The sequence below is a fragment of the Pseudomonas sp. SWRI179 genome (genome assembly GCF_014268705.1).
Classification (GTDB): domain Bacteria; phylum Pseudomonadota; class Gammaproteobacteria; order Pseudomonadales; family Pseudomonadaceae; genus Aquipseudomonas; species Aquipseudomonas zanjanensis.
The window spans coordinates 59,002-83,757 of the sequence record NZ_JABWRA010000021.1 but is presented as its reverse complement, the minus strand read 5'-3'; the positions used below and the strand labels follow the sequence as shown (position 1 = coordinate 83,757).

Genomic DNA, 24,756 nt, shown 5'->3' with positions numbered 1-24,756 from the left:
TCTCAAAACGGTGAATGGCCAAGACAGCCACGACCGGATTACTGCCAGTCGTAGTGGATGCTCAGGGGTTCTCTAGGGGCTCAGGTATGAAGCCTTGCTCCCTGAGCGACTTGATGACTCCCCGAATCAGATAATTGTTGGAGAATCCAATCGTGTACTGCCTCGCTCCTGGGTTAAGCGGTAAAAGCATTCCTTGATCCACCAGTTTTTTTATCAGGTAGGTCCGTTGATTATTCGACTGCTGGGGGAGTACGGCTGCCACATCTGCAGATTTCACTATCTTCAGTTTTATTGCCGCCGAGAGCACCAGCTCCTCCGTCTCGGTGATCCACTCTCGTTCCCGTGCAAACGCGACAGCAGGGACGAGTATGCATTTGGTTAGGTAAGAATAATTCGTAAGACGGTCGACCTTTTCAAGCTCATCGCGAACGCCTTCCAGCACATAAGTACACCATTCTTCCAGCCCCTCCTTTGTTCCCTTGTCGGCTGTTGCAAGCATCGCGTAATAGCGCTCGCGGTCGTTGCAGAACACGGCTGTAGGATTCAAGACGCGACCGCCGGTGCTGACGTTGAAACCATATTTCATCAGCAGCGCGTAGGTGAGCAGCCTGACCACGCGGCCATTGCCATTACCGAACGGGTGTATCCATCCAAATCTATGGTGCGCCAGCGCGACTTTCATCAGGTCATATTTAGGGGAATCCTCCCTATTCACAAAGTCGACGAGCTCCTCCATGTACGCCTGAACTTGGATGAAGTCGGGCGGCAGGTGATCAGACTGTGAAATCTGAACCCCGCCGCTGCGGTAGGCGCCTGGCGTTTTGTCTCCTTCGCGCTGAAGGTCGTCGACGGTCATCGCGTGTAGCTCTCGAATCGTTTGCTCGGTCAGTACTGCGCCCGGCTCCATGATCTGCTCGATGTAATCCATTGCTTTCTCAATGTTTGCCACCTCCCGCAACTGATCAGTGTCCTGCGCCTTGCCTTCTACTTTGCTCTCAATGTAGTCCGCCAAGGTTGTGTGGTTGCCCTCAATGCGCGCCGAGCCGAGGCTTTCCAAGGCATGGAACAATGACTTGAGCTGGTAGAACACCTGTGGTGGCGTATCGCCTTCGAGTCTCAGTCGACGAAGGTGCTCCAGTTCGCTCAAGACATCTACTAGGTCAGAGTCAAAGGATGGATTGAGCAGCGCTAGGTCGTGATGGAAAAACTCAGCCATGATAATAACTATCTCAAAAGGCGTTATGGATTATCTGAAAACTGCTGGCGGTTGACGCCCGTGTCACCTGGCCCAAAGCCGAATAGTGAGGTTAGCATTATCTTAAATTCCATATTTACCTATGTAAAATCAGGCGAAATGCTAACTGGAAAAATGGTGATTCATGGACGGTTGCGAGCCCGTTGATCAAAAATGAACGGAGCGAACGGATAGACCCTTTTCGTAAACGAGGCGCTGACAGAATCATATGGCGAATCATCCAGGGCTGCCGAGCGTGATGCGCTGACCACCATGGAGCCACCAGAAAGCCGGCAGCTCGTTGTCGTCGATCACAGAGGCATTTCCCTGATGAGCTTCCGCTGGGCTGTTCCTTGCCTGAGTGCTCGTCGCGCGTCCTCGGTCAGTTGGTCGAGCGCCTGTTCCTCGAATGTTGCCGCCATGGCGTTGGCCTTTCTGATGATCAGCAGCGCCAGCTCGGCGGGTATCTTCACCTTTTCGGTTGGTAGGTAATCGCAATCGATCACAGACACGGCGCTGTCCTCCTGCTCGCGGGATGCTGGCGCTGGACCTGATTGACGCCAGCGGATGGTCTGCAGATGTTTATCAGCGCTCACGCGTAACTACCCCAAATCCAGGTAGTTCTCCGCTACCTACTCCGACGTGCTATCAGGAGGCTGGGCGCTCACAAAACATTAGACAGGTCAGCAGCGGTTCTCCGTCCTGTCACCGCTGGAAGCCGTGCACTACAAGGCTGCCAGGCCACGGAGCGGCATTCTACCGGCTGGAATCCGTCTAATGCCTGTCTAGAATTGGTTGGCGCGCTAGGGATTTATTTGGTCAGGCATCTCTCCGCCTCATCCCGTCAGCGTGGGCCTGGATATTGATCGGGCAAGTCACCTCGACAACTGCCTCTTAAATTTTTGACCAGAATGGTCCTGGCCTAGCTGCGCGTATGCCCGAAAAGCTTTGCCCTGCGTGGCTTCCAGCGTTCCAACTACTGGTATCGCCAGATAAATCCGTCAAGACCTGTCAAGAATTTCGTCAAGGCTCCGTCAAGGCTGGTCAAGGATTATGGCCGTGTTTGCCTGGTTCGGCGGTGGGCCACTTGTCCCTCAAGGGACTGTCGCCGCTCGTCCCTGTTTCTGGGCGAGGTAGCTTCCGGCCGCCTACTCAAGCCCCCGCCAGCCCTTGCTAGCTTTGGCCCATGGGCCGAGCTGGGTGAACTGCGGCCTTTCCAGCCGTCCAGAGCCAGTCCAGAATTTTAGCGTGCGTCACGACTGCCCAGGCTGCCGGCGACGGTCAGCTCAGCAATGCCCTGGCGAATAAACACCAAGTTGTCGTCGAGAGTTTCGAGTGCGGCTCCTACATTGGTCGCGATATCTGCAGGTCCGCGTTGCTCCACCCAGTTGAAACGCTCCTCAACCGCGGCACCGTATTTCGAGAAGCGTAGCACCGGCATCTGGAGAATTGTCAGGGGTGTGAGGCCTTTGACAGCCCTCGAGTGGGATAAGCCTCGGACGCCCACCCGGTGTGGGTTTCGTTTCATGTGTGTCTCACATTCCGTAAAAGGGTGGTCAAAATGTTCGAAGTCATTCAAACACTTGAGATCGGCAGGCTATCGCTCAAGCGGTGCGGGGATAGAAATTCACCAGGAGTCGGTATTCAGGAAAGAAAGCAGCGTAAAACCCTTCTGTTAGAACGAGCTTGGCAGTCACTTCTACCGCGTCCTTGTAACCAGCTTTTTTGAGCTCTGGCATCACCTCATCGGTAATTTCAACCAGCCGACGCTCCAAGCACTCAAGGCGATCATGCTCGATATCCATTTGGATAACTGAGAATATATTGTGCCCCGACGCCACCGTGCCGCCGCCAAGCGGGCCGTATGTGGTGTCATCTTCGGTAAGAAAGAAGGCGTTGGCGTGGATTTTCCTCAGCGCTGCTCGCTCCTCATCGGTGAGCCTTCCGCCTTTCACGCCTTGCATAACCCAACGAGCAACTGACTCGGGCCAGTTGCGATGAACGGTTTCGACTATTTCGCTGTTCGTCCACGAACGATGATCATAAACATCTATCGCATAAAAATACTCGTCAGTGATTCTGGCGAAGAGCAAAGGGCCTGCCCTTTCGACAAAACCGTTTTTGATCTGAGTTCCGAGGTGTAAGTGGTAAACCCCCCAGTCGTTCAGCATCAGATCTGTTTTTGTCGTATTTTCGATAAGTTTGCTCAGGTGCGAGGTTAGATCTTGACCATCTTTCACTTTTTGCTGAATTAGGTTCCAGCCAGCCTGGTGTTCTGCGGGGCACTGGAAGGTATCCGACACGAGTAGCGTCCTAGGTCTCGCGGATATGCGTCTTTGTGCTGCGTTGAAGTAATGAACGGGGACGTCTGTAGTAAGCCCTGTTGTGTCCATCCCCCATTCCTGGCTCATGATCTCCTTGAGTGTGTCGTGCCAGTCTGCCTTGAAGTCCATGATCAATTTCATTAGAGCGCCCTCCGGTTTGCGCATCTTGATCCTACGCGTTCGTCGGCTTTTGTGAAGGACCTGCAAGCTCGCCGCGCCACCTCCGTGGGTTTGTTCGGCAACTGGCCAGGTTGCCAGTGGAAACCACTGCAATACCTTGGAAACCTCAGTGGAAACCAGTAACTGGCAATTGCTTGCAATGGTAACTGTCAACGGGAACCAGTCTGGTAGCCAATGGCCGGGTTCGCACCAGCTTCGCGTAGGAGGGGCGAACCTCAGTGCGAATTTGCGGCCGGCACGCATCGGCGTGTGTGTACCGGTCTGCGTACCAGCGCTGCGCCGCTCGCTCCCGCAGGGATTTCGCGCGCTCCTGGGGGCGTGACGATCGTGCGTGAAGCAGTGCGCGAAGGCTCATTCATGGGGTTGGTTTTAGAGGGGCATTGGATGGCCAGGCGACCGAAGCGTCAGACTGAAACGCAAACGTTCTGGCTGCTGGCACTTTTTTCGCTGACGCTTGGTCGACCGGTGTACTGAAGCAACCGCGCAACACGCCGGCGGTGATGAGCGCGAGAAAAATTCTGTGATTTGGTTCGCCCTCAAAGTGAGATACAGAGGGAGGTAGCCAGAAACAAGAAAGCCCGCACGAGGCGGGCTTCTTGAGGTGATTCATAGACTGCTGTAGACATCTATGGATCGGTACTTGGTGGCTACACAGGGACTTGAACCCCGGACCCCAGCATTATGAATGCTATGCTCTAACCAACTGAGCTATGTAGCCAAGTGGCGCGCATTATTCGCCGGTAACGAAGATGTGTCAAGCGTAAATCTGAAATATTTCTCTGCGCTTTCAACCGCTTAACAATCCTCGCTGCAAATCCCCGTCAGCCGAGCTGAAATCTCCCTGTGTTGGCACTCAAGGCCTGGCTTCCCTGGCTCAAGGTATCGGCCGCCACGTTCACGGCCCGTGCGCCTTCGAGCAAGCGCATGGCCGCCTGGTCGACCTGTTGGATGTTGCCGCTGACTTCATCGGCGGTGCTGGCTTGTTCATCCACGGCGGTGGCGATTTGCGCCAGGGTGTCGGTGACGCTTTGCACGGCGCTGGCAATTTCGCCCAGTCGCTCGCCGAGGCCAGTGACGGCTTGGGCGTCGGTCTGGGCTTGGCCGCAGGCGGCTTCCATCAGGCTGACGGCTTCGTTGACCGTGGCGCGCAGGCTGTCGACGGTGCCGGCAATTTGTTGCGTGGAGGACTGGGTGCGTTGCGACAGGCTGCGCACTTCATCGGCGACCACCGCGAAACCGCGGCCTTGTTCGCCGGCGCGAGCCGCTTCGATAGCGGCATTGAGGGCCAGGAGATTGGTCTGCTCGGCGACGCCACGAATGGTATCGACCACCAGTTGGATCTGTTGCCCCTGTTCGCTGACCCGCCCCAGTGCGGCGGCGGTTTCGTTGAGCCGTTGGTTGAGCTGCTGGATACTCGCCGTGGTGCGCTGGCTGTCGCGGCTGCTGTCGGCGGCGATGCGCCGGGTTTGCTGGGCGCTGTCGGAAGCTTGTTCACAGCTCTTTGCCACGCCTTGGGAGGTGGCGGCCAGTTGCGTCGCGGCGGCGGCGATCTGGCTGATCTGTATTTGCTGGGCCTCGACTTCTCCCAGGGCGCCGCTGGAGTGTGTATTGAGGGTGCGCACGGCGTTGCTCAACTGCAACGTCTCGTGATCCACCCCCAGCAGGCTGTTGCGCAACTGCACCACGGCGACGTTGAGGGCGGTGCTGATCGCCGCCAGTTCATCGCGCCCTTGCACCGGTACTTGCAAGCTGAGATTGCCGTCGCGCAGGGCCTCGGCCAGTAAGGTGATACCGCTGGCGCTGCGCCGGATCGACGCTTGCAGGCAGACAAAAAGATACAGCGCGGCCAGCAGCAGGCAACCGAGGACCATCGCGACCAGGATGAACTGGCGAATCGCCGAGCCGTAGTAGTGGTCCAGTCGCGTATCCAGCGCCCCCAGCGATTGTTGCCGCAGGGTCGCCAGGTCGGCGAGGAGGGCATCCATGTGTTTTTCGAAGTCTTCCGGCTTCAGATTGATGGCGCCGCCGAACACGCCGTCATCCAGGACTTTGAGGCCGGCATCCAAGTGCTTGAGGCTGCCTTGGAATTGTCCAGCCCACGTCTGCAGGTCGCTGGGCAGGCGGGTTTCCAGCAATGTTCCGGTCTTGACCAGTTGATCCCGGGCGTCGCCGATACGGCTGCGCAGGTCCCGCAGTTGCAGGCGGCTCTGCAAGGTGAATTGGCCCGACACCACGGAGGCCTGGCCGACGCTGGCCAGACGGCCGACCCGTTCGATCAGGTCCGGCGTCTGCTGGGTGGAAATCTGAGTCAACAGATAAGTCTCCAGCCAGGAGGCGAGGGTCAGGCGGTTATCCATGACCATTTGTTCGCGCAACGCTTGCAGGGCGCTGAGCGCTGCGGTGAAGCGGTCATAGCCATCCGGCCACCAACCCACGCTGCCCAGGCTTTTCGAATCCAGGCCGTTGAGGCTGGTTTGCAGGGTTTGATAACGGGCGAGGGTGTCGGCTTCGGCCCCTGCGGTTTGCAGGGTAGAGGCCAGGTCACTGGCGGCCTGGTTGAGGGCCGGTTGCACTGCATCGTACGCCGCCATGGCGGCCAGCGTCGCGGGTGTCGGCTGCCGATTGGTCTCGGTGGCACGCCAGCGGGCGGCGCGGTTGCGCTGGGCGGTGAGCAGGTTGTCGAGGTTATCCAGGGCCAGCAATTGGCGCACCCCGGCGCGTTCCCCGGAAATCAGGCTGAGTTTGTCGCGATAATCCTGGCCGATGAGCCACAGGCTGCCCATGAGCGGCAGGATAAATAGCAGGAACAGCAATTGGAATTTGCGGGCGAAGCCGAAACGCCCCAACAACCTGATTCCCGGTGATAGAAAAGCCTGCATGCCCATACTCCCCTGAACACCCCTGCACTGTTTCTGTGCGTTTTTACACAGTGCTAAAACGGGTGCCCTTTTAAAAGGCCTCGAAAGTTTGTCCAAATCGGCTCGGTAGGCCAGCTCTGTAGCGAAACTTCCCATTCTCGGTCCCCTTTGTAAGGAGCCGCGTTGTAGCTCATTAACAAGGCAAGATTCAGACCATGGCGTTGGGCTATCACCTTGGAATTCGACAATTTTTCAAGGTCGATAGCAAGCTAAGGGGATAGCCTTGTCGCACCGAAAAATGGCACATTGACGCACCTGCCCGTGTGCACCCTCTGTCGTATGGAAACCCCATGGCTATCAGCAATACCCAGGCCGACACCTCGGCCGTTGCCGCTCCGGCGCAAAGCAGCCCGTTGGTCATGCGCATCATCGGCGCCGTGGCGCTGGCGCACTTGATCAATGACTTGATCCAGGCGGTGCTGCCGTCGATCTATCCAATGCTCAAGGACAGCTATGGCCTGACCTTCACCCAAGTTGGCTTGATCACGCTGACGTTCCAGTTGACCGCATCTTTGTTGCAGCCATGGGTCGGCTATCACACCGACCGGCACCCCAAGCCGTGGCTGTTGCCGGCCGGGACGGTGTGCACGCTGATCGGCATTGTGATGATGTCCATGGTCGGCAGTTTTGCCCTGATCCTGTTGGCGGCTGCGTTGATCGGCATTGGTTCGTCGACCTTCCACCCGGAAGCGTCGCGGGTGGCGCGACTGGCCTCGGGTGGCCGCTACGGGCTGGCGCAATCGACGTTCCAGGTGGGCGGTAATGCCGGCTCCGCCTTCGGCCCGCTGCTGGCGGCGGCGATCATCATTCCCTACGGGCAGGGCAATGTGGCCTGGTTCGGGCTGTTCGCCCTGTTTGCGTTGTACGTGCTGTACCGCATCAGCCGCTGGTACGCCAACCACCTGAACCTGTTCAAGCTCAAGCAAGGCCAGGCGGCCACTCATGGGTTGTCCAAGGGCCGAGTCTTGAGTGCCCTGGTGGTGCTGGGGCTGCTGGTGTTTTCCAAGTACTTCTATATGGCCAGTTTTACCAGCTACTTCACGTTCTACCTGATCGAGAAGTTTGACCTGTCGGTGGCCTCTTCGCAGTTGCACCTGTTCCTGTTTCTCGGCGCGGTGGCGGCGGGGACCTTTTTTGGCGGGCCGATTGGCGACAGGATCGGGCGCAAGGCGGTGATCTGGTTCTCGATCCTCGGCGTGGCACCGTTCACCCTGATCCTGCCTCACGTAGACCTGCTGTGGACCAGCATCCTCAGCATGGTCATCGGTTTCGTCCTGGCCTCGGCGTTCTCGGCCATCGTCGTGTACGCCCAGGAACTGGTGCCGGGCAACGTCGGGATGATCGCCGGCGTGTTCTTCGGGCTGATGTTTGGTTTCGGTGGGATTGGCGCCGCGTTGCTGGGGCACCTGGCGGACATCCGTGGCATCGAGTATGTGTACTGGCTGTGCTCGTTCCTGCCGTTGCTCGGGGTGTTGGCGATTTTCTTGCCGAGGACCCGGAAGGCTTGAGTGTTTGCGAACAACGAAAAACCATTGTGGGAGCGAGCTTGCTCGCGAAGGCGTCGGTATCTCCAGCATCATTTCAAACTGACCCAACACCGTAGCCCTGCATTCAAATCCAGTGATACGCCATAGCCTGGCTTTTTGTTATTCTCGCCGCCTTCTTTCATGGACGAATACCGGGACAAGCCATGGCTAACGACACCCCGTCACGCATCGGGACCCTACTGCTGGGCCTGCTTTTTTCTCTGATTGGCGTTGGCTTGTTGGGCATTGCCGTCAACCTCACCCTTGATCGACGCGACTTTCTCGCCCAGGCACAGACCGCCGATGGCATCGTCAGCCATTTGAATGCTGGTGGTTCGCATCCTGAAATCGCCTTCACCACCGTCAGCGGCGAAAAAATTTCCTATCCCCAGGGCGGTTTTATCTTCGGTTACCAGAAAGACCAACCGGTGCGCGTGCACTACTTGCCCGAGCAGCCGGCTGGCAGCGCCATCGTCGATTCCCCGTCAGCACTGTGGGGGACCTCCGGGGTGCTGGGGTTCATCGGTTTGGTGTTCACCCTTGTCGGCCTGCTAAAAGCTTTCCGTCAACGCAGCCGCGGTGCGGTTCATTCACATAAAGGACTTTGAACGTATGAGCTACAACATCCCTCTCCCGGTCAATGAAAGTCGCTGGCAGTACCAGACCGCCAGCGGTGGCGGTCTGACCGTGGTCATGGTGGCGGGCAGTGGCGGCTCGATTATCCTGCGTTCGCCCCAGGGCGAGGACGTCAGCTATCGCTATGGCGGTGTTGGCGTGGGTGTCGGGTTTGGCGCAAGGCTGCCACGCTTCGGCAAGATCAATATCCAGATCAAGGGCAAGGGTGTGGCTGCGGCCGGTGCGGCGGAGGCGTTTCCCAGCACCGGCAAGGTGTTTGTCAGCGACGCCTTGGTCAATCGCGACCTGACCAGCGACGACATCACGGGTCCTTGCATGTATACCGAGGTGGGCGTGGGCCTGGTGGTCGGCGGTTCGGCCACGGCCCTGCTGTTCGGGCTCGACCCCAAGTTGCTGGCGTTATCGGTGGCCTTGAGCGCCAACCCGGCGACTTCGCTCATTGCGGCGACCACGGTCAACCGGCAACTGGCGCGCTCGGCCAAGGGGGCGGTGGTCATGGCGGGTGTGAATGCTGGGTTGCAGGCCGGTGGTGGTGCGGCGATCTATATGGGTTACCTGTTCTAGTGAGAATGTCAGTCATTGCTTCGCTAGGGATTTTGTCGCTGATTCAAACATCGCTGTCCTTTGCGGATAATGCCAATGGGAAAAATATCTATTTGCAGCGATGTGTGATGTGCCATGGGGTGGACCTCAAGGGGACGGGGCCTTTGGCTCATAAGAGCAATCCTCCTACGCCTGATCTTACGACTTCGGCTTTCAAGGAGCGCCTTAGGGTTTATCCGGGGGTTATTGTGTCGTCGGTAATACTTCGACCCAATGGGGACTTGATTCCCAGGACGTTGAAAGAGAATGGTGTGAAGTTGGTGCCGTTTGATTGGGGGGTTAGGGACTTTCGCGATTTGAATGTATATATGCGTGGCGTGATTTTTAAAGGCCGGTGATTTTTTAGACTTTTGCTGCGTGCTGTTTATCTTGTGAGTGTCGCAGGATTTGTGTGTATATCCGTTACCTGAATAACGGATATACACACCATCACCATCACCATCACCATCACCATCACCATCACTGACACCGTCTTATGCAACTCAGACGTTAAAGCGGAAGCGCCCCTTTCCTTCGGCTTCCACAAACCACCGGTCGAACTCTGCTCGTGCCAACGCTGGGGCGGCGTGCAAATCCTTACTGCTCTACTAGAGTGACGAATCCAACACCCGTTAAAGGATTAACCCATGGCAACCAGCGATAGCACGATGGCAAATACCCATACCGTGATAACTGGCCCGGGCACTGTCCAGGTCGACCTCACCGGCCAGCTCGATAATAACCAGAGCATCATTATCCAACCGGACGGCAAGATATTGGTTGGAGGCTATACCGAGTACCTGGCATGGGGATACCCCGGAGCGCCAGGCGAAGAAAGCTACGGTTACGAACAGAAGCATTCCGTTGTCCGGCTAAACGCCGATGGTAGCCTGGACACCAGCTTCCATGAAGGTGGCATCGACATCGTACCTGCTGCGATAGCCCCGGCGTCGCGCTACGAGCTGACGGCGGTGCAGACCGATGGCAAGGTGCTTGTCGCCGTTGCGTTGAACACCGGCGTACAGGTGGAGCGCTTCAACAGCGACGGGACGCGCGATGCCAGCTTTGGCCAAAATGGCGCTATTACGGTCGACATCAGCCACGACTTCAAGGACATCGACCTGACGGCGAATACGGATGGCACATTCCAGGTCAGCGCCCGTGGATTTGATCAGGCCACAGTGACAAGGATCGGCAATGACGGCACTTTCGTCGAAGGCTTTGGCGAACATGGCGTGCTGACTGTCAAGATTCCCGAAGACGCTTACTACAACGGAGGGATTTCTACCGCGGTGCAGGCAGATGGAAGTGTTGTGGTCGGGGCTGCATACAATGCCGCCGGCGTGGGTGATCCGACGTACACCCTGCAGCGCTTCAACCCCGACGGTCAGCTGGATACCCGTTTTGGTGATGATGGTGTCCTCTCTTTGAACGCTGCCATGGGTTTTGGCGAAGACTCCGTGGTCACGGTACAGGCTGACGGCAAGATCATCGTGATGGGTCATGGCGAAGACGATACTTTGGCTACTGTCGCGCGGCTTAACGCTGATGGCTCCTTCGATGCCAGCTTTGGCTCCAAGGGTAGGGTGACCTTCGAGGCCGACACGCCTGTGGCGTTGACGGTACAAGACGATGGCAAGATCCTCGCCGCTGGCACGAGCAACGGAGATTTCAGCGTCATCCGTTTGAACGCGGATGGCAGTGTGGATACCGGCTTCGGCAGCCAGGATGGCAAGCTCCATGTGGACGGATACGCCGGCGAAGAAATCCTGCAGGGGAGCGATGCCGCTGAAATCATCCACGGCTTGGCGGGTGATGATGTGCTCCAAGGCAACGGCGGACGCGACGTTCTGCAGGGCGGCGCTGGCGCTGACATTTTCCGCTTCACCGAACTGAACGACAGTTTCCGCACGACCACGCAAAACAACAGCGACCGGGTCATGGACTTCGACGCCTCTCAGGACCGCATCGATCTGATTGGCCTGGGCTTCACTGGCATTGGCGACGGCCATGGCGGCACCTTGGCTGTCATGGCGAGCTCAGACGGCACTCGCACCTACCTCAAGAACTACGACGCGGATGCCTCTGGACAACGGTTTGAACTGATCTTGGATGGCAACCTGTCGGGGCAATTGGACAGCTCTAACGTGGTGTTCACCGCACCCACTGTCGAAGGGACGTCTGGTAAAGATACGATTACCGGTTCTGCCTTGTCGGAAATCATCTATGGCCTGGACGGCAATGACCGTATCAACGGCGGTGCTGGCGCTGATGTCATCATCGGTGGCGCGGGCGCAGACCGTCTCAACGGCGGAGATAGAGCCGACATTTCGTTGTGGACAGATAACCGTGAAAACGCCGACGTGTTCCGCTATCTCTCTACCGAGGACAGCTATCGTACGGACAGCCATAGCTTTGCCGATCTTATAGAAGGCTTTACCGTTGACGACAAGATCGATGTATCGGCCCTGGGCTATACCGGCTTCGGAGAGGGTACGGGCACTACGCTGGAGATGGTTTATAACAACGAACTGGACCGCACTTACCTGAGGGATGTGGAGGCGGATGCACAAGGCCACCGATTCCAGGTCGCGCTTGCTGGGGACTGGCGAGAAAGCCTTGATGAGAATGACATGATCTTTGCTCCCGACGCCGAGATAGGGCTGATCGGGGTAGCGCCCGAGGCCGATCCAGGGCATCTATTGACCTGACGTCGGCTCCAGAAGGTCGCGCGGCAGCGAGTAGCTGCCACGCGATGGGGTCTGAGGACGTTGATCGCCCCCAATGACCTGATATGAAAAAGCGTCAGACGTTGAAACGGAAGTGCATCACATCACCATCCTTGACGATGTATTCCTTGCCTTCCAAACGCCATTTACCCGCTTCCTTGGCGCCCGCTTCGCCCTTGTACTGGATGAAATCCGAGTAGGCGATGACTTCGGCGCGAATGAAGCCTTTCTCGAAGTCGGTGTGGATCACGCCAGCGGCTTGCGGTGCGGTAGCACCGACACGCACAGTCCAGGCGCGGACTTCTTCGACACCGGCGGTGAAGTAGGTCTGCAGGTGGAGCATCTCGTAGCCCGCGCGGATCACGCGGTTCAGGCCGGGCTCTTCCAGGCCCAGGGCCTCGAGGAACATGTCCTTCTCTTCACCGTCGTCCAGCTCGGCGATTTCCGCTTCGATCTTGTTGCAGACCGGCACGACCATGGCGCCTTCTTCTTCGGCAATGGCCTTGACCACGTCCAGGTGCGGGTTGTTCTCGAAACCGTCTTCAGCGACGTTGGCGATGTACATGACCGGCTTGGTGGTCAGCAGGTGGAAGCCCTTGATCACCAGCTTCTCGTCAGTGCTCATGTTCTTCATCAGGCTACGCGCAGGCTTGCCTTCGGTGAAGTGGGCGATCAACTGCTCCAGCAGGCCTTTCTGGACAACCGCGTCCTTGTCGCCGCCCTTGGCGTTACGGGCGACTTTCTGCAGTTGTTTTTCACAGCTGTCGAGGTCGGCGAAAATCAGTTCCAGGTCGATGATTTCGATGTCGCGTTTCGGGTCGACGCTGTTGGAGACGTGAATCACGTTCTCGTCTTCGAAGCAGCGCACGACGTGGGCGATGGCATCGGTTTCACGGATGTTGGCCAAAAACTTGTTACCCAGGCCTTCACCTTTCGACGCACCGGCCACGAGGCCGGCGATGTCGACGAATTCCATGGTGGTCGGCAGGATGCGCTTGGGGTTGACGATCGCCGCCAAGGCTTCCAGGCGCGGATCGGGCATCGGTACGATGCCGCTGTTCGGCTCGATGGTGCAGAAGGGGAAGTTCTCGGCCGCGATACCGGATTTGGTCAGGGCGTTGAACAGGGTGGACTTGCCGACGTTAGGCAGGCCGACGATGCCGCAATTGAATCCCATGGTGTTTCCCCTCGGATAAGTGTCAGGCCTTCTGGCTGTGCAGGTTTTTCATCGCACGGTTCCATTCACCGGCGAGGATATCCGGCAGCACGCCGAGGGCAAAGTCGATGCTGGCATCGAGTTTTTCCTGTTCGGCGCGAGGCGCACGACCCAGGACAAAGTTTGAAACCATACTGGCAACGCCCGGGTGGCCGATGCCGAGCCGCAGGCGGTGAAAGGTATTCTGATTACCCAGTTGCGCGATGATGTCGCGCAAGCCGTTGTGACCGCCATGGCCGCCGCCTTGCTTGAGCTTGGCAACGCCCGGAGGCAGGTCGAGTTCGTCGTGGGCCACCAGGATTTCTTCAGGCTTGATGCGGAAGAAACCGGCCAATGCCGCCACGGCCTGGCCGCTGCGGTTCATATAGGTGGTGGGAATCAACAGGCGAACATCCTGACCCTGGTGCGAGAAGCGCCCGGTCAGGCCGAAATACTTGCGATCGGCAGCCAGGCTGACGCCTTGTGCGTGCGCGATGCGCTCAACAAAAAGGGCCCCTGCGTTATGCCGGGTCTGTTCGTATTCAGCGCCTGGATTTCCCAGGCCAACGATCAGTTTAATGGCAGTCACGATAGGGGCCCTTCCTGGAGTGTGGATAACAATGTCGCAATCAGGCGTTGTTGCGACAGTGGACGAAAATGGCGGATCTACCGTTAAGTAAACTTCGCGTTCTCGCCCGCTGTCTCGCTACGTTCCAGTCCGCGATGTTTCCGGTCACTCCGGCGACAGAGTGAAATTACTCTGCAGCGCCTTCTTCAGTGGCTTCTGGAGCAACACGTGGAGCGTGGACGTTGGCAACAGCCTTGTCATCGCCGTGTGCCAGAGCAACAAACTCAACGCCTTTAGGGGCCTTGAGGTCGGACAGGTGAATGATCGTGCCGACTTCGGCGTCAGCCAGGTCGACTTCGATGAATTCAGGCAGGTCTTTCGGCAGGCAGGACACTTCCAGCTCGGAAGTCACGTGCGAGATCTCGCCGCCTTTCTTGACCGGGGCAGCTTCGTTGATGAAGTGCACTGGAACAACAGCAGTCAGCTTCTGACCGGCAACAACGCGGACGAAGTCAGCGTGCATCACGTGGCCTTTGGCCGGGTGACGCTGCAGGGCTTTGATCACAACGTTTTGCTTGGTGCCGCCAACGTTCAGCTCGATGATGTGGCTGTAGGCCGCTTCGTTTTCGAGCAGTTTGGCAACTTCTTTGGCCAGCATGCTGATGGACTCAGGGGCTTTGTCGCCACCGTAGACTACAGCTGGAACCAGGCTTGCGAGACGACGCAGGCGGCGGCTCGCACCTTTCCCCAGGTCGGAACGCACTTCAGCATTCAGAGTAAAATCGTTCATGTTGTATCTCCAAAATAGCCATTTCCGAATGACGTCTGCGACCGACGCCAAAGCGGTATGGGCAAAAAAGCCCCGCCCCAACATGAGTGTTGGGGCGGGGCGCTTTTCGTCAACGAGATCTTCTGGAAAGGGCAGGGCCCTTAACGGAACATCGCACTGATCGATTCTTCATTGCTGATGCGGCGAACCGCTTCGGCAACTACCGGTGCGATATCCAGTTGGCGGATACGCGCACAGGCTTGTGCTGCAGCGGACAGCGGGATGGTGTTGGTCACCACCAGCTCGTCCAGCACGGAATTTTCAATGTTCTCGATCGCTCGACCCGACAGCACAGGGTGTGTGCAGTAGGCAAAGACCTTGGCAGCGCCATGCTCTTTCAGGGCCTTGGCCGCGTGGCACAGGGTGCCGGCGGTATCGACCATGTCATCGACCAGGATACAGGTGCGCCCTTCGACGTCGCCGATGATATGCATCACTTCGGAGTGATTGGCTTTCTCACGGCGTTTGTCGATGATACCCAGATCCACTCCCAGGGATTTGGCAACAGCCCGTGCACGCACGACGCCACCAATGTCCGGGGACACGATCATCAGGTTTTCGAAGCGCTGATCTTCAATATCATCCACCAGGACCGGGGAACCGTAGATGTTATCCACGGGGATATCGAAGAAACCCTGGATCTGGTCAGCATGCAAATCAACCGTGAGGACACGGTCGATGCCGACTACGGTCAGCATATCAGCCACGACTTTCGCGCTGATCGCCACACGTGCGGAACGCGGACGGCGATCCTGACGGGCATAACCAAAGTAAGGAATAACAGCAGTGATACGAGTAGCCGAGGAACGGCGGAAGGCATCAGCCATCACGACGAGTTCCATCAGGTTATCGTTGGTCGGAGCGCAAGTCGGCTGAATAATGAAGACGTCTTTACCGCGAACGTTTTCATTGATCTCGGCAGTGATTTCGCCGTCGGAGAACTTACCGACAGAAATGTCACCGAGAGGGATATGCAGCTGACGTACGACACGCCGAGCCAGATCGGGGTTAGCGTTCCCCGTAAAGACCATCATCTTGGACACGCGCAGTACCTGAAGGCTGAGGGTATACCTGGATGAGTATAGGAAAATGGCAGGGGCGGCTGGATTCGAACCAACGCATGGCAGGATCAAAACCTGCTGCCTTACCGCTTGGCGACGCCCCTGTATCTGTTGCTGCGAGTGCCCAGCACTCGATTCCTTTTAGAGCAGGTCTTGCAGCTTGCGATGCAACATCGAAACGTTGCTTCCTTTTGCTACAAACCCTGTAAGGGTCTCTGTCAGAAGGGCCGAGACTTTATCAGCTTCAGCTTTGCTTGGGAAGCCCCCAAACACACAACTTCCAGTTCCGGTGAGTTTTGCTTCGGTAAATTTACCTAACAAATTCAAAGCGTTACGAACATCTGGATAACGCCTTGCTACCACCGGTAAGCAGTCATTTCGACTGTTTCCCTTGGGAACGGGGCGCACTTTAATGGGAGGAGAGTTACGTGTCAACAGTGGATCTGAAAAAATTTCTGCTGTACTTACAGAGACTTGCGGCACCAGCACCACGTACCAGGGTTCTTCGGGTTCCACTGGGGTGAGTTTTTCCCCAACGCCTTCGGCAAAAGCGGCGTGGCCACGCACGAAAACCGGCACGTCGGCGCCCAGGGAAAGGCCCAGCGCCGCGAGGCGATCGATGTCCCAGTCCAACTGCCACAAGTGATTGAGGCCCAGTAAAGTCGTCGCCGCATTCGAGCTGCCGCCACCGATGCCGCCGCCCATGGGCAGGATTTTTTCGATCCAGATATCGATGCCTAGCGCGCAACCGGATTGTGCCTGGAGTTTTTGCGCGGCCTTGACGATCAGGTTGCTGTCGTGGGGGACGCCTTCGAATTCGGTGTGCAGGCGAATCACGCCGTCGTCGCGCACGGCAAAGGTGAGCTCGTCGCCGTAGTCCAGGAACTGAAAAATTGTCTGCAACTCGTGGTAGCCGTCCGGGCGGCGACCGAGGATGTGCAGCATCAGGTTTAGCTTGGCCGGAGAGGGCAGGGTCAGGCGTGCAGCGGTCATGTCATTGCCCCAGCTTGCGCGGCTGCCATTGCTTGATCACCAGTGTGACGTCGAGGTTGCTGCCGTGCAGCTTGATGCGTTCGGGCAGCCAGTAGCCGTTCTGCTGGGCATAACTGAGGTATTCGATCTGCCAGTCGTCCTGTTCCAGGTTGGACAGGCGGCTGTCGGCGTCGAGTGTCAGGCGACTTTTACTGTCCGGTGCCGGCAATCCACGAACCCACCAGGTCAGGTGGGAAACCGGCAGTTTCCAGCCCAGTTGTTCTTCCAGCAGCGCTTCGGGGCTGGGCGCCTCGTAGCGCCCCTGGTTGGCGACTTCCAGCGAAACCTGGCCCGGTCGGCCGGTCAGGCGGGCCGCACCACGACCCAGCGGGCCCGACAGGCGAATATCGTAGTAGTCCTGGCGTTGCAGCCAGAACAGCGTGCCACTGCCCGAGTCTTTCGGGGCGCGGATGCCGATCTTGCCGTCGATCTGCCAGCCGTCCAGGCCGCTCAGTTGCTGCTTGTGCTCGCGCCACTGGGCCTGGTTGCCCTGGCCTTGGACGGATTCACGGGCGCCGAAGCCCGCGCAACCGGCGAGCAGGGCAATGAAGCTGAACACGATGAGATGGCGCAAAAACATAATCTTAAAGAGTCTCGGATCCGGTCAGGCGTTTGATGGTGCTGCGCAAGATAGGGCTGTCGGGCTGATCCTTGAGGAATCGGCTCCAGATCTGCCGGGCTTCGCGTTGTTTGCCGTTGGCCCACAGGACCTCGCCCAGGTGCGCGGCGACTTCCTGGTCGGGAAAGCGCTCCAGGGCCTGGCGCAACAGGCGTTCGGCTTCGTCGAGATTGCCCAGGCGGTAATTCACCCAGCCAAGGCTGTCGAGTACCGCCGGGTCTTCCGGATTGATCTGGTGGGCCTGTTCGATCAGCAGCTTGGCCTCGTCGTAGCGGGTGGTGCGATCCGACAACGTATAGCCCAGGGCGTTAAGGGCCATGGCGTTGTCCGGATCGCGCTGGATGATCAGGCGCAGGTCTTTTTCCATCTGGGCCAGGTCATTGCGTTTTTCCGCCAGCATGGCGCGGGTATACAACAGGTTCAGATCGTCCGGGTATTGCTTCAAGGCTTGTTGCAGTACGTTCCAGGCCTTGTCGCCCTGATTGTTGGCCGACAGGGTTTCGGCTTCGATCAGGTACAGCTGGATCCCGTAGTCGGGCTGGGAGTCACGTTGTACGGCGAGGCGACTCTGGGCATCGGCGGTCTTGCCATTGCTGATCAGGATATCGGCCTGGCGCAACTGTGCCGGCAGATAATCGTTGCCCGGGCCGACCTGGGCGTACTCGATCAGTGCGCTCTCGGGGTCGTTGCGTTCCTCGGCGATGCGACCCAGGTTCAGGTGGGCCGAGTCGACATGGCTTTCCCGGGCGATCAGGTCTTCCAGGTAACCCTTGGCCTCTTCCCAGGCCTTGGCTTCCAGGCAGACCAGCGCCAGGGAATAGCGCAACTCGTCGTCTTCCGGGTATTGCTGGACCAAGCTGGAGAACTCCACCTTGGCGTCGTCCATGCGGTTGTTTTCCACCAGCATGCGGGCGTAGGTGAGGCGCAGGCGCTTGTCGTCCGGATACTTCTTGATGCTTTTTTGCAGCAGCGGCAGCGCTTCGTCGCCACGGTTCAAGCCTTGCAGCAGGCGTGCCCGTAACAGGATCGGCGCCACTTCGCCGGCTTCCGGCGGGTTGTCTTCCAGCAGGGTGAGGGCACCCTGGGCGTCACCATCCTGTTGCAGCAGCAGGGCCTTGCCGAAAATCAGCTGGCCGTTGTTCGGGTGGCGCTGCAACAGGCGATCGAAGCTTTTCATCAGGCCGTTGCGGGTTTCCTGGTCGGTGTCGGCGGCGGACAGCGCCAGGAAATCGAAATGAGTGTCGCCCTTGCCCAGCAGGACTTTCTCCATATACACCATGGAGTCGTCGTAGCGCCCGGCCCGGGCCAGTTGCACGGCGGCGGCGCGCTGCGCTTCGAGGTCGTCCGGGGCATTCCTGGCCCAGATCAGCGCCGTATCGAGCGCGGGTTGGTCGGCGCCCAGGTATTCGGCAATGCGAAATGCCCGCTCGGAGATGCCCGGGTCCTGGGTATTGATGGCCTGGGTCACGTAGTTGTCCAGCGCAATGTCGAAGCGATTGCGCTGGCCTGCCAGTTCGGCGCTCAACAGGCTGAAGATGGTTTCTTCGCTGAAGGAGCCGTAGACCTTGGGTTTTTCAGGGGCCTGCACGCTGTCTTCGACGGGCGGCGTACCGTCCGTCGAAACGGGGGCCATGGACTGGCAGCCGCTGAGCACGGCGAGAGCGAGGAGCAACGCGGAAGATCTATTCATATAGGAAGAGGACGACTAACCTGCGGTCGGATCATCATGACACAAGCCTTGGGGCAAACATAACCGCCCCGTCGATTTACCCTCCAGGGCCGGGCGATAGAGATGGAGTAGTTGTTCTGGATCTGACGAAGTAGGACAATTGCCGGCTTCACGTCACCATCAGCGACCTTGAATGGCCTTCCTTGCACTCGGTATCAACCACAAGACTGCTTCAGTAGACGTCCGCGAGCGCGTGGCCTTTACGCCTGAGCAGCTGGTCGAGGCCTTGCAGCAGCTCTGCCGACTGACCGACAGCCGCGAAGCTGCGATCCTCTCCACCTGCAATCGCAGCGAGCTCTATATAGAACAGGATCACGTTTCGTCCGATTCAGTGTTGCGCTGGTTGGCCGAATACCATGATTTGAGCCTTGAAGAGCTGCGCGCCAGTGCTTATGTGCACGAAGACGATGCGGCCGTTCGTCACATGATGCGCGTCGCCTCGGGGCTCGATTCGCTGGTGCTGGGCGAGCCACAGATTCTCGGCCAGATGAAGTCGGCCTACGCCGTGGCCCGCGAGGCCGGCACCGTCGGCCCGCTGCTGGGGCGCCTGTTCCAGGCGACGTTCAACGCCGCCAAACAGGTGCGCACCGACACCGCCATTGGCGAGAACCCGGTGTCCGTGGCGTTTGCCGCGGTCAGCCTGGCGAAACAGATTTTCAGTGATTTGCAACGCAGCCAGGCGCTGCTGATCGGCGCCGGCGAGACCATCACCCTGGTCGCCCGCCATCTCCATGACCTGGGTGTGAAACGTATCGTCGTTGCCAACCGCACCCTGGAACGGGCCAGTACCCTGGCCGAACAGTTCGGTGCCCATGCGGTGCTGCTGTCGGACATTCCCGCCGAGTTGGTGCACAGCGACATCGTCATCAGTTCCACCGCCAGCCAGTTGCCGATTCTTGGCAAGGGCGCCGTGGAAAGTGCCCTGAAGCTGCGCAAGCACAAGCCGATTTTCATGGTGGACATCGCCGTTCCCCGGGACATCGAGCCGGAAGTCGGCGAGTTGGACGACGTTTACCTCTACAGCGTCGACGACTTGCACGAGGTGGTCGCCGAGAACCTCAAGAGCCGGCAGGGCGCGGCCCAGGCGGCGGAGGAGATGATCAGTGTCGGCGCCGAGGACTTCATGGTGCGCCTGCGCGAGCTGGCTGCGGTGGATGTGCTCAAGGCGTATCGTCAACAGAGCGAGCGCCTGCGCGACGAGGAGCTGCAAAAGGCCCAGCGCCTGCTGGCCAACGGCGGTAGTGCCGAAGAGGTGCTGGTGCAACTGGCCCGCGGCCTGACCAACAAATTGCTCCATGCCCCCAGTGTCCAGCTCAAGAAGCTGACCGCCGAGGGCCGCCTCGATGCGCTGGCCATGGCCCAGGAACTCTTTGCCCTCGGTGAGGGCTCACCGGATAGCTTTTCGGATAAAAAACCGCAATGAAAGCGTCACTGCTCAACAAACTGGACATCCTCCAGGACCGTTTCGAAGAACTGACCGCCTTGCTGGGCGATGGCGAAGTCATTTGCGACCAGAACAAATTCCGCACCTATTCCAAGGAATACGCGGAAGTCGAGCCGATTGTTACCACTTATAAACAGTTGCTTAAAGTGCAGGGCGATCTCGAAGGCGCCCAGGCGCTGCTCAAGGACAGCGACCCGGACATGCGTGAAATGGCCGTGGAGGAAGTCCGCGAAGCCAAGGAGCAATTGCTCGAACTGGAAAGCAGCCTGCAACGCATGCTGCTGCCCAAGGACCCGAATGACGGGCGCAACGTGTTCCTTGAGATCCGTGCCGGCACCGGCGGCGACGAGGCGGCGATTTTTTCTGGCGACCTGTTCCGCATGTATTCGCGTTATGCCGAGCGTCGCGGTTGGCGGGTGGAAATTCTCTCGGAGAACGAGGGCGAACACGGCGGCTATAAAGAAGTCATCGCCCGGGTCGAGGGCGACAATGTCTACGGCAAGCTGAAGTTCGAATCCGGCGCCCACCGCGTGCAACGCGTGCCGGCCACCGAATCCCAGGGGCGCATCCACACCTCGGCCTGCACCGTGGCGGTATTGCCTGAGCCGGACGAACAGGAAGCCATCGAGATCAACCCGGCGGACCTGCGGGTCGACACGTACCGTTCCTCCGGCGCGGGCGGCCAGCATGTCAACAAGACCGACTCGGCGATCCGTATCACGCACTTGCCCTCGGGCATCGTGGTCGAGTGCCAGGAAGAACGTTCCCAGCACAAGAACCGTGCGCGGGCGATGGCCTGGTTGTCGGCCAAGCTCAACGACCAACAGACCAGTGCCGCCGCCAACGCCATCGCCAGCGAGCGCAAGTTGCTGGTCGGCTCGGGCGATCGTTCCGAGCGGATCCGTACCTACAACTTCGCCCAGGGCCGGGTCACCGACCATCGCGTCAACCTGACCCTGTATTCCCTGGACGAGATCCTTGCCGGTGGTGTCGATGCGGTGATCGAGCCTTTGTTGGCCGAATACCAGGCCGACCAGTTGGCGGCGATTGGCGAGTGAGCACAGGTGAATAAATGACCATCATCGCCAGTCTGTTACGCGCCGCCGAACTGCCGGATTCACCCACGCCACGGCTGGACGCCGAGTTGTTGCTGGCCGCTGCCTTGGGCAAGTCCCGCAGCTTCCTGCACACCTGGCCGGAGCGGATCGTGCCCAGCGAGGCGGCGTTGCTGTTCTCCGAATACCTGCGGCGGCGGCGTTCCGGCGAGCCGGTGGCCTACATTCTTGGGCAACAAGGCTTCTGGAAGCTCGACCTGGAAGTCGCGCCCCATACCCTGATCCCGCGTCCCGACACCGAGCTGCTGGTGGAAACCGCGTTGGCCTTGTTGCCGGCAACACCGGCCCGGGTCCTGGACCTGGGCACCGGCAGCGGCGCGATTGCCCTGGCCTTGGCCAGCGAGCGCCCGGCCTGGAAGGTCACGGCGGTCGACCGGGTGTTGGAAGCCGTAGCCTTGGCCGAACGCAATCGCCAGCGCCTGGACCTGCGCAACGTTACGGTGTTGAGCAGCCACTGGTTCAGCGCTTTGGAAGGCGAGCGTTTCCAGTTGATCATCAGCAACCCGCCGTACATTGCGGCCAGCGATCCGCACCTGGCCGAGGGCGACGTGCGTTTCGAGCCGGCCAGTGCCTTGGTGGCCGGGCCCGACGGGCTCGACGATCTGCGCCAGATCGTGGCCGAGGCCCCGGCTCACCTGGAACCGGGTGGCTGGCTGATGCTAGAGCACGGATACGATCAGGCCGAAGCGGTGCGCGATTTGCTGAGCGCCCAAGGTTTCACGCAAGTCCACAGCCGCAAGGACCTCGGCGCTCATGAACGCATCAGTCTGGGGTGCCTGCCGTGCTGAACGATCAGGAGCTGTTGCGCTACAGCCGGCAGATTCTGTTGCAGCACGTCGACATCGACGGCCAGTTGCGTCTCAAGCAAAGCCGGGTGTTGATCATCGGGCTCGGCGGGCTCGGCGCCCCGGTAGCGTTGTACCTGGCTGCCGCTGGCGTGGGCGAGATGCACCTGGCGGATTTCGACAGCGTCGACCTGACCAACCTGCAACGCCAGATCATCCACGACACCGACAGCGTCGGCCTGAGCAAGGTCGATTCGGCGATGCGGCGCCTGGGGGCGATCAACCCCGAGGTTCGGTTGGTGCCTCACCGAGCGGCCATGGACGAAGACAGCCTGGCCGCGGCGGTCGGGGCGGTGGATGTGGTGCTCGACTGCTCGGACAACTTCTCGACCCGCGAAGCGGTGAACGCGGCCTGTGTCGCGGCGGGCAAACCGTTGGTCAGTGGCGCGGCGATTCGCCTGGAAGGGCAGTTGTCGGTCTTCGACCCGCGCCGCCCCGAAAGCCCTTGCTACCACTGCCTCTACGGCCACGGCAGCGAAGCCGAGCTGACCTGCAGCGAAGCCGGCGTGATCGGGCCGCTGGTGGGCTTGGTGGGCAGCTTGCAAGCCCTTGAAGCCTTGAAGTTGCTCGCCGGCTTCGGTGAACCGCTGGTGGGGCGTCTGCTGTTGATCGATGCCTTGGGTACACGGTTCCGTGAGCTGCGGGTCAAGCGTGACCCAGGTTGCAGCGTCTGCGGTGATCCACATGAGTGAAGCGCCGGTCGGTGTGCTCGACTCAGGTGTCGGCGGGCTGTCGGTACTGGGGGAGATCCGTCGACTGCTGCCCAATGAGTCGCTGTTGTACGTGGCAGACTGTGGGCATATTCCCTACGGCGAAAAGACCCCGGAATACATCCGGCAACGCTGCGCGATCATTGCTGACTTTCTCCTGGGCCAGGGCGCCAAGGCGTTGGTCGTTGCCTGCAACACCGCAACGGTGGCTGCCGTTGCCGACCTGCGCCGTGATTTTCCCCAGTGGCCCATCGTTGGCATGGAGCCGGCGGTCAAGCCGGCGGCCGCCGCAACCCGCAGCGGTATCGTCGGCGTATTGGCCACCACCGGCACTTTGCAGAGCGCCAAGTTCGCCGCGCTGCTCGACCGTTTCGCCAGCGATGTGCGGGTCATCACGCAGCCGTGTCCGGGTTTGGTGGAACTGATCGAAACGGGTGACCTGCAAAGCCCAGCCCTGTATCAACTGCTGCACCAGTACATCGAGCCGTTGCTGGCGGCCGGTTGCGATACGCTGATCCTGGGGTGCACGCACTATCCGTTCCTCAAGCCATTGCTCGAGAGGATGATTCCTGAACATATCAGCCTCATCGACACGGGGGCGGCGGTGGCCCGGCAACTTCAACGCCTGTTGATTGAGCGAGGGTTGTTGTCTGAAGGACCTGCCAGCGAAACGCACTTCTGGACGAGTGCCGATCCGATACATCTAAGAAAAATCCTACCAACGCTATGGCATTCGTCTGGCGTTGTGCGAAGCTTCGAGCTGTAAAAAAAACGTGAAAATTAGGTAATTCCTGCTGAACTTCTGTTTTAGCGTGGATTTCTATAGCTTTGAGTGTTTGTAACAAAATCGACTAAGTCTGTTCGGAAAAGGATGTTTCTAATGAAGCGCTTATTCTGCTTTGCCGCGTTTGCGGCTGCGTTGTTGGGGCACACTTACACTGCGCAGGCAGCGGGTGTGGAGTTTGGGGTGGGCCAGACCAGCGACTCGACCATGACCTATCGCCTGGGCATGCAGTTCGACTGGGACAAGAGCTGGTTGCAAAGTGACGTCGGCCGCCTGACCGGCTACTGGAGCGGCGCCTATACCTATTGGGACGGGGACGAAGCATCCAGCAACCACAGCCTGTCGTTCTCGCCCGTGTTCGTGTACGAATTTTCCGGCCAGAACGTGAAGCCTTACATCGAGGCAGGTGTCGGTGTCGCGTTGTTCGCCAATACCCAAGTGGAAGACAACAAGCTCGGCACGGCCTTCCAGTTCGAAGATCGCATCGGGTTCGGCCTGCGCTTCAATGGTGGGCATGAAGTGGGCATTCGCGCCACTCACTACTCCAACGCGGGTATCAAGTCGACCAACGACGGTGTGGAAAGCTACGCGCTGCATTACACGATGCCGCTGTAAAGCTCGAACCCTTGGCAATGTTGCTCACTTAAGGGTTGTTTGATTCATTGTGGCGAGGGAGCTTGCTCCCGCTGGCTGCGC

At 59.0% G+C, this 24,756-nt stretch carries 23 protein-coding genes and 2 tRNA genes; 11 read left to right on the top strand and 14 right to left on the bottom strand.

Annotation, left to right across the window (positions count from 1 at the left end; all coding sequences use genetic code 11):
- Positions 1-61 precede the first annotated feature (61 nt).
- From HU767_RS14345 to HU767_RS14320, 6 genes are all read right to left on the bottom strand, one after another.
- Entirely contained in the window at positions 62-1,216 is a 1,155-nt protein-coding gene (locus HU767_RS14345) for a Fic family protein (protein WP_186729796.1), read from the bottom strand.
- A 329-nt stretch (positions 1,217-1,545) separates the two neighbouring features.
- Positions 1,546-1,830: a hypothetical protein gene (locus HU767_RS14340; protein ID WP_189674332.1), complete on the bottom strand. Its 285-nt coding sequence runs from the start codon at positions 1,828-1,830 to the stop codon at positions 1,546-1,548.
- 647 nt (positions 1,831-2,477) lie between these two features.
- The gene (locus tag HU767_RS14335) at positions 2,478-2,675 is read right to left on the bottom strand and encodes a hypothetical protein (RefSeq protein ID WP_186729795.1); all 198 of its coding nucleotides are present in this window, start codon (positions 2,673-2,675) and stop codon (positions 2,478-2,480) included.
- Between the two features lie 163 nt (positions 2,676-2,838).
- Positions 2,839-3,699 (bottom strand): hypothetical protein, encoded by an 861-nt coding sequence (locus HU767_RS14330; RefSeq protein ID WP_052311126.1) that lies wholly within the window; start codon positions 3,697-3,699, stop codon positions 2,839-2,841.
- Between the two features lie 680 nt (positions 3,700-4,379).
- Positions 4,380-4,456, bottom strand: a tRNA-Met gene (locus HU767_RS14325).
- A 103-nt stretch (positions 4,457-4,559) separates the two neighbouring features.
- Positions 4,560-6,617: a methyl-accepting chemotaxis protein gene (locus tag HU767_RS14320; protein WP_186729794.1), complete on the bottom strand. Its 2,058-nt coding sequence runs from the start codon at positions 6,615-6,617 to the stop codon at positions 4,560-4,562.
- 329 nt (positions 6,618-6,946) lie between these two features.
- Between HU767_RS14320 and HU767_RS14315 the strand changes: the two genes are divergently transcribed.
- The 5 genes from HU767_RS14315 (at position 6,947) to HU767_RS14300 (ending at position 12,111) form a co-directional block, all read left to right on the top strand.
- On the top strand, positions 6,947-8,164 hold the full coding sequence (locus HU767_RS14315; protein ID WP_186704999.1) for an MFS transporter: 1,218 nt from the start codon (positions 6,947-6,949) through the stop codon (positions 8,162-8,164).
- Between the two features lie 182 nt (positions 8,165-8,346).
- Positions 8,347-8,790: a DUF3592 domain-containing protein gene (locus HU767_RS14310; RefSeq protein ID WP_186729793.1), complete on the top strand. Its 444-nt coding sequence runs from the start codon at positions 8,347-8,349 to the stop codon at positions 8,788-8,790.
- 4 nt (positions 8,791-8,794) lie between these two features.
- Positions 8,795-9,382 carry a hypothetical protein gene (locus HU767_RS14305; protein ID WP_186705001.1) on the top strand — a complete coding sequence of 196 codons (588 nt, stop codon included), beginning with the start codon at positions 8,795-8,797 and terminating at the stop codon, positions 9,380-9,382.
- Positions 9,382-9,759 (top strand): c-type cytochrome, encoded by a 378-nt coding sequence (locus tag HU767_RS28825; protein WP_346343467.1) that lies wholly within the window; start codon positions 9,382-9,384, stop codon positions 9,757-9,759. Before HU767_RS14305 ends, HU767_RS28825 begins: the two co-directional genes overlap by 1 nt.
- Before the next feature lie 288 nt (positions 9,760-10,047).
- Positions 10,048-12,111, top strand: a complete 2,064-nt coding sequence (locus tag HU767_RS14300; RefSeq protein ID WP_186729792.1) for a calcium-binding protein — start codon at positions 10,048-10,050, stop codon at positions 12,109-12,111.
- 94 nt (positions 12,112-12,205) lie between these two features.
- On the opposite strand, the gene ychF is transcribed toward HU767_RS14300, so the two are convergent.
- The 8 genes from ychF to HU767_RS14260 all read right to left on the bottom strand — a co-directional run bounded on the left by ychF (position 12,206) and on the right by HU767_RS14260 (position 19,123).
- Positions 12,206-13,306 (bottom strand): redox-regulated ATPase YchF, encoded by a 1,101-nt coding sequence (gene ychF, locus HU767_RS14295; protein WP_060740647.1) that lies wholly within the window; start codon positions 13,304-13,306, stop codon positions 12,206-12,208.
- Between the two features lie 22 nt (positions 13,307-13,328).
- A complete protein-coding gene (gene pth, locus HU767_RS14290) occupies positions 13,329-13,913 on the bottom strand; it encodes an aminoacyl-tRNA hydrolase (protein WP_003185374.1) in 585 nt (194 codons plus the stop codon).
- Positions 13,914-14,079: 166 nt separating this feature from the next.
- Positions 14,080-14,682 (bottom strand): 50S ribosomal protein L25/general stress protein Ctc, encoded by a 603-nt coding sequence (locus HU767_RS14285; protein ID WP_060740648.1) that lies wholly within the window; start codon positions 14,680-14,682, stop codon positions 14,080-14,082.
- 140 nt (positions 14,683-14,822) lie between these two features.
- Complete coding sequence (locus tag HU767_RS14280; RefSeq protein ID WP_003171603.1) at positions 14,823-15,764, bottom strand: ribose-phosphate pyrophosphokinase; 942 nt, start codon at positions 15,762-15,764, stop codon at positions 14,823-14,825.
- Positions 15,765-15,811: 47 nt separating this feature from the next.
- A tRNA-Gln gene (locus HU767_RS14275) sits at positions 15,812-15,886 on the bottom strand.
- 37 nt (positions 15,887-15,923) lie between these two features.
- Positions 15,924-16,775, bottom strand: a complete 852-nt coding sequence (gene ispE / locus HU767_RS14270) for a 4-(cytidine 5'-diphospho)-2-C-methyl-D-erythritol kinase (protein ID WP_186705003.1) — start codon at positions 16,773-16,775, stop codon at positions 15,924-15,926.
- 1 nt (position 16,776) lies between these two features.
- Entirely contained in the window at positions 16,777-17,394 is a 618-nt protein-coding gene (gene lolB / locus HU767_RS14265; RefSeq protein WP_186705004.1) for a lipoprotein insertase outer membrane protein LolB, read from the bottom strand.
- Positions 17,395-17,398: 4 nt separating this feature from the next.
- On the bottom strand, positions 17,399-19,123 hold the full coding sequence (locus HU767_RS14260) for a tetratricopeptide repeat protein (protein ID WP_186705005.1): 1,725 nt from the start codon (positions 19,121-19,123) through the stop codon (positions 17,399-17,401).
- 172 nt (positions 19,124-19,295) lie between these two features.
- Between HU767_RS14260 and hemA the strand changes: the two genes are divergently transcribed.
- The 6 genes from hemA to HU767_RS14230 all read left to right on the top strand — a co-directional run bounded on the left by hemA (position 19,296) and on the right by HU767_RS14230 (position 24,675).
- Positions 19,296-20,585, top strand: coding sequence for a glutamyl-tRNA reductase (gene hemA, locus HU767_RS14255; protein ID WP_186705006.1), 1,290 nt, complete (start codon positions 19,296-19,298; stop codon positions 20,583-20,585).
- Positions 20,582-21,664 (top strand): peptide chain release factor 1, encoded by a 1,083-nt coding sequence (gene prfA, locus HU767_RS14250; RefSeq protein WP_186729791.1) that lies wholly within the window; start codon positions 20,582-20,584, stop codon positions 21,662-21,664. Before hemA ends, prfA begins: the two co-directional genes overlap by 4 nt.
- Positions 21,665-21,678: 14 nt before the next feature.
- Positions 21,679-22,509, top strand: a complete 831-nt coding sequence (gene prmC, locus HU767_RS14245; protein WP_186705008.1) for a peptide chain release factor N(5)-glutamine methyltransferase — start codon at positions 21,679-21,681, stop codon at positions 22,507-22,509.
- Positions 22,503-23,258 carry a molybdopterin-synthase adenylyltransferase MoeB gene (locus tag HU767_RS14240; RefSeq protein ID WP_186705009.1) on the top strand — a complete coding sequence of 252 codons (756 nt, stop codon included), beginning with the start codon at positions 22,503-22,505 and terminating at the stop codon, positions 23,256-23,258. The genes prmC and HU767_RS14240 overlap by 7 nt, the downstream gene beginning before the upstream one ends.
- Positions 23,251-24,042, top strand: a complete 792-nt coding sequence (gene murI / locus HU767_RS14235) for a glutamate racemase (protein ID WP_186705010.1) — start codon at positions 23,251-23,253, stop codon at positions 24,040-24,042. Before HU767_RS14240 ends, murI begins: the two co-directional genes overlap by 8 nt.
- Positions 24,043-24,156: 114 nt before the next feature.
- Positions 24,157-24,675 (top strand): acyloxyacyl hydrolase, encoded by a 519-nt coding sequence (locus HU767_RS14230; protein WP_186705011.1) that lies wholly within the window; start codon positions 24,157-24,159, stop codon positions 24,673-24,675.
- Positions 24,676-24,756: the final 81 nt, after the last annotated feature.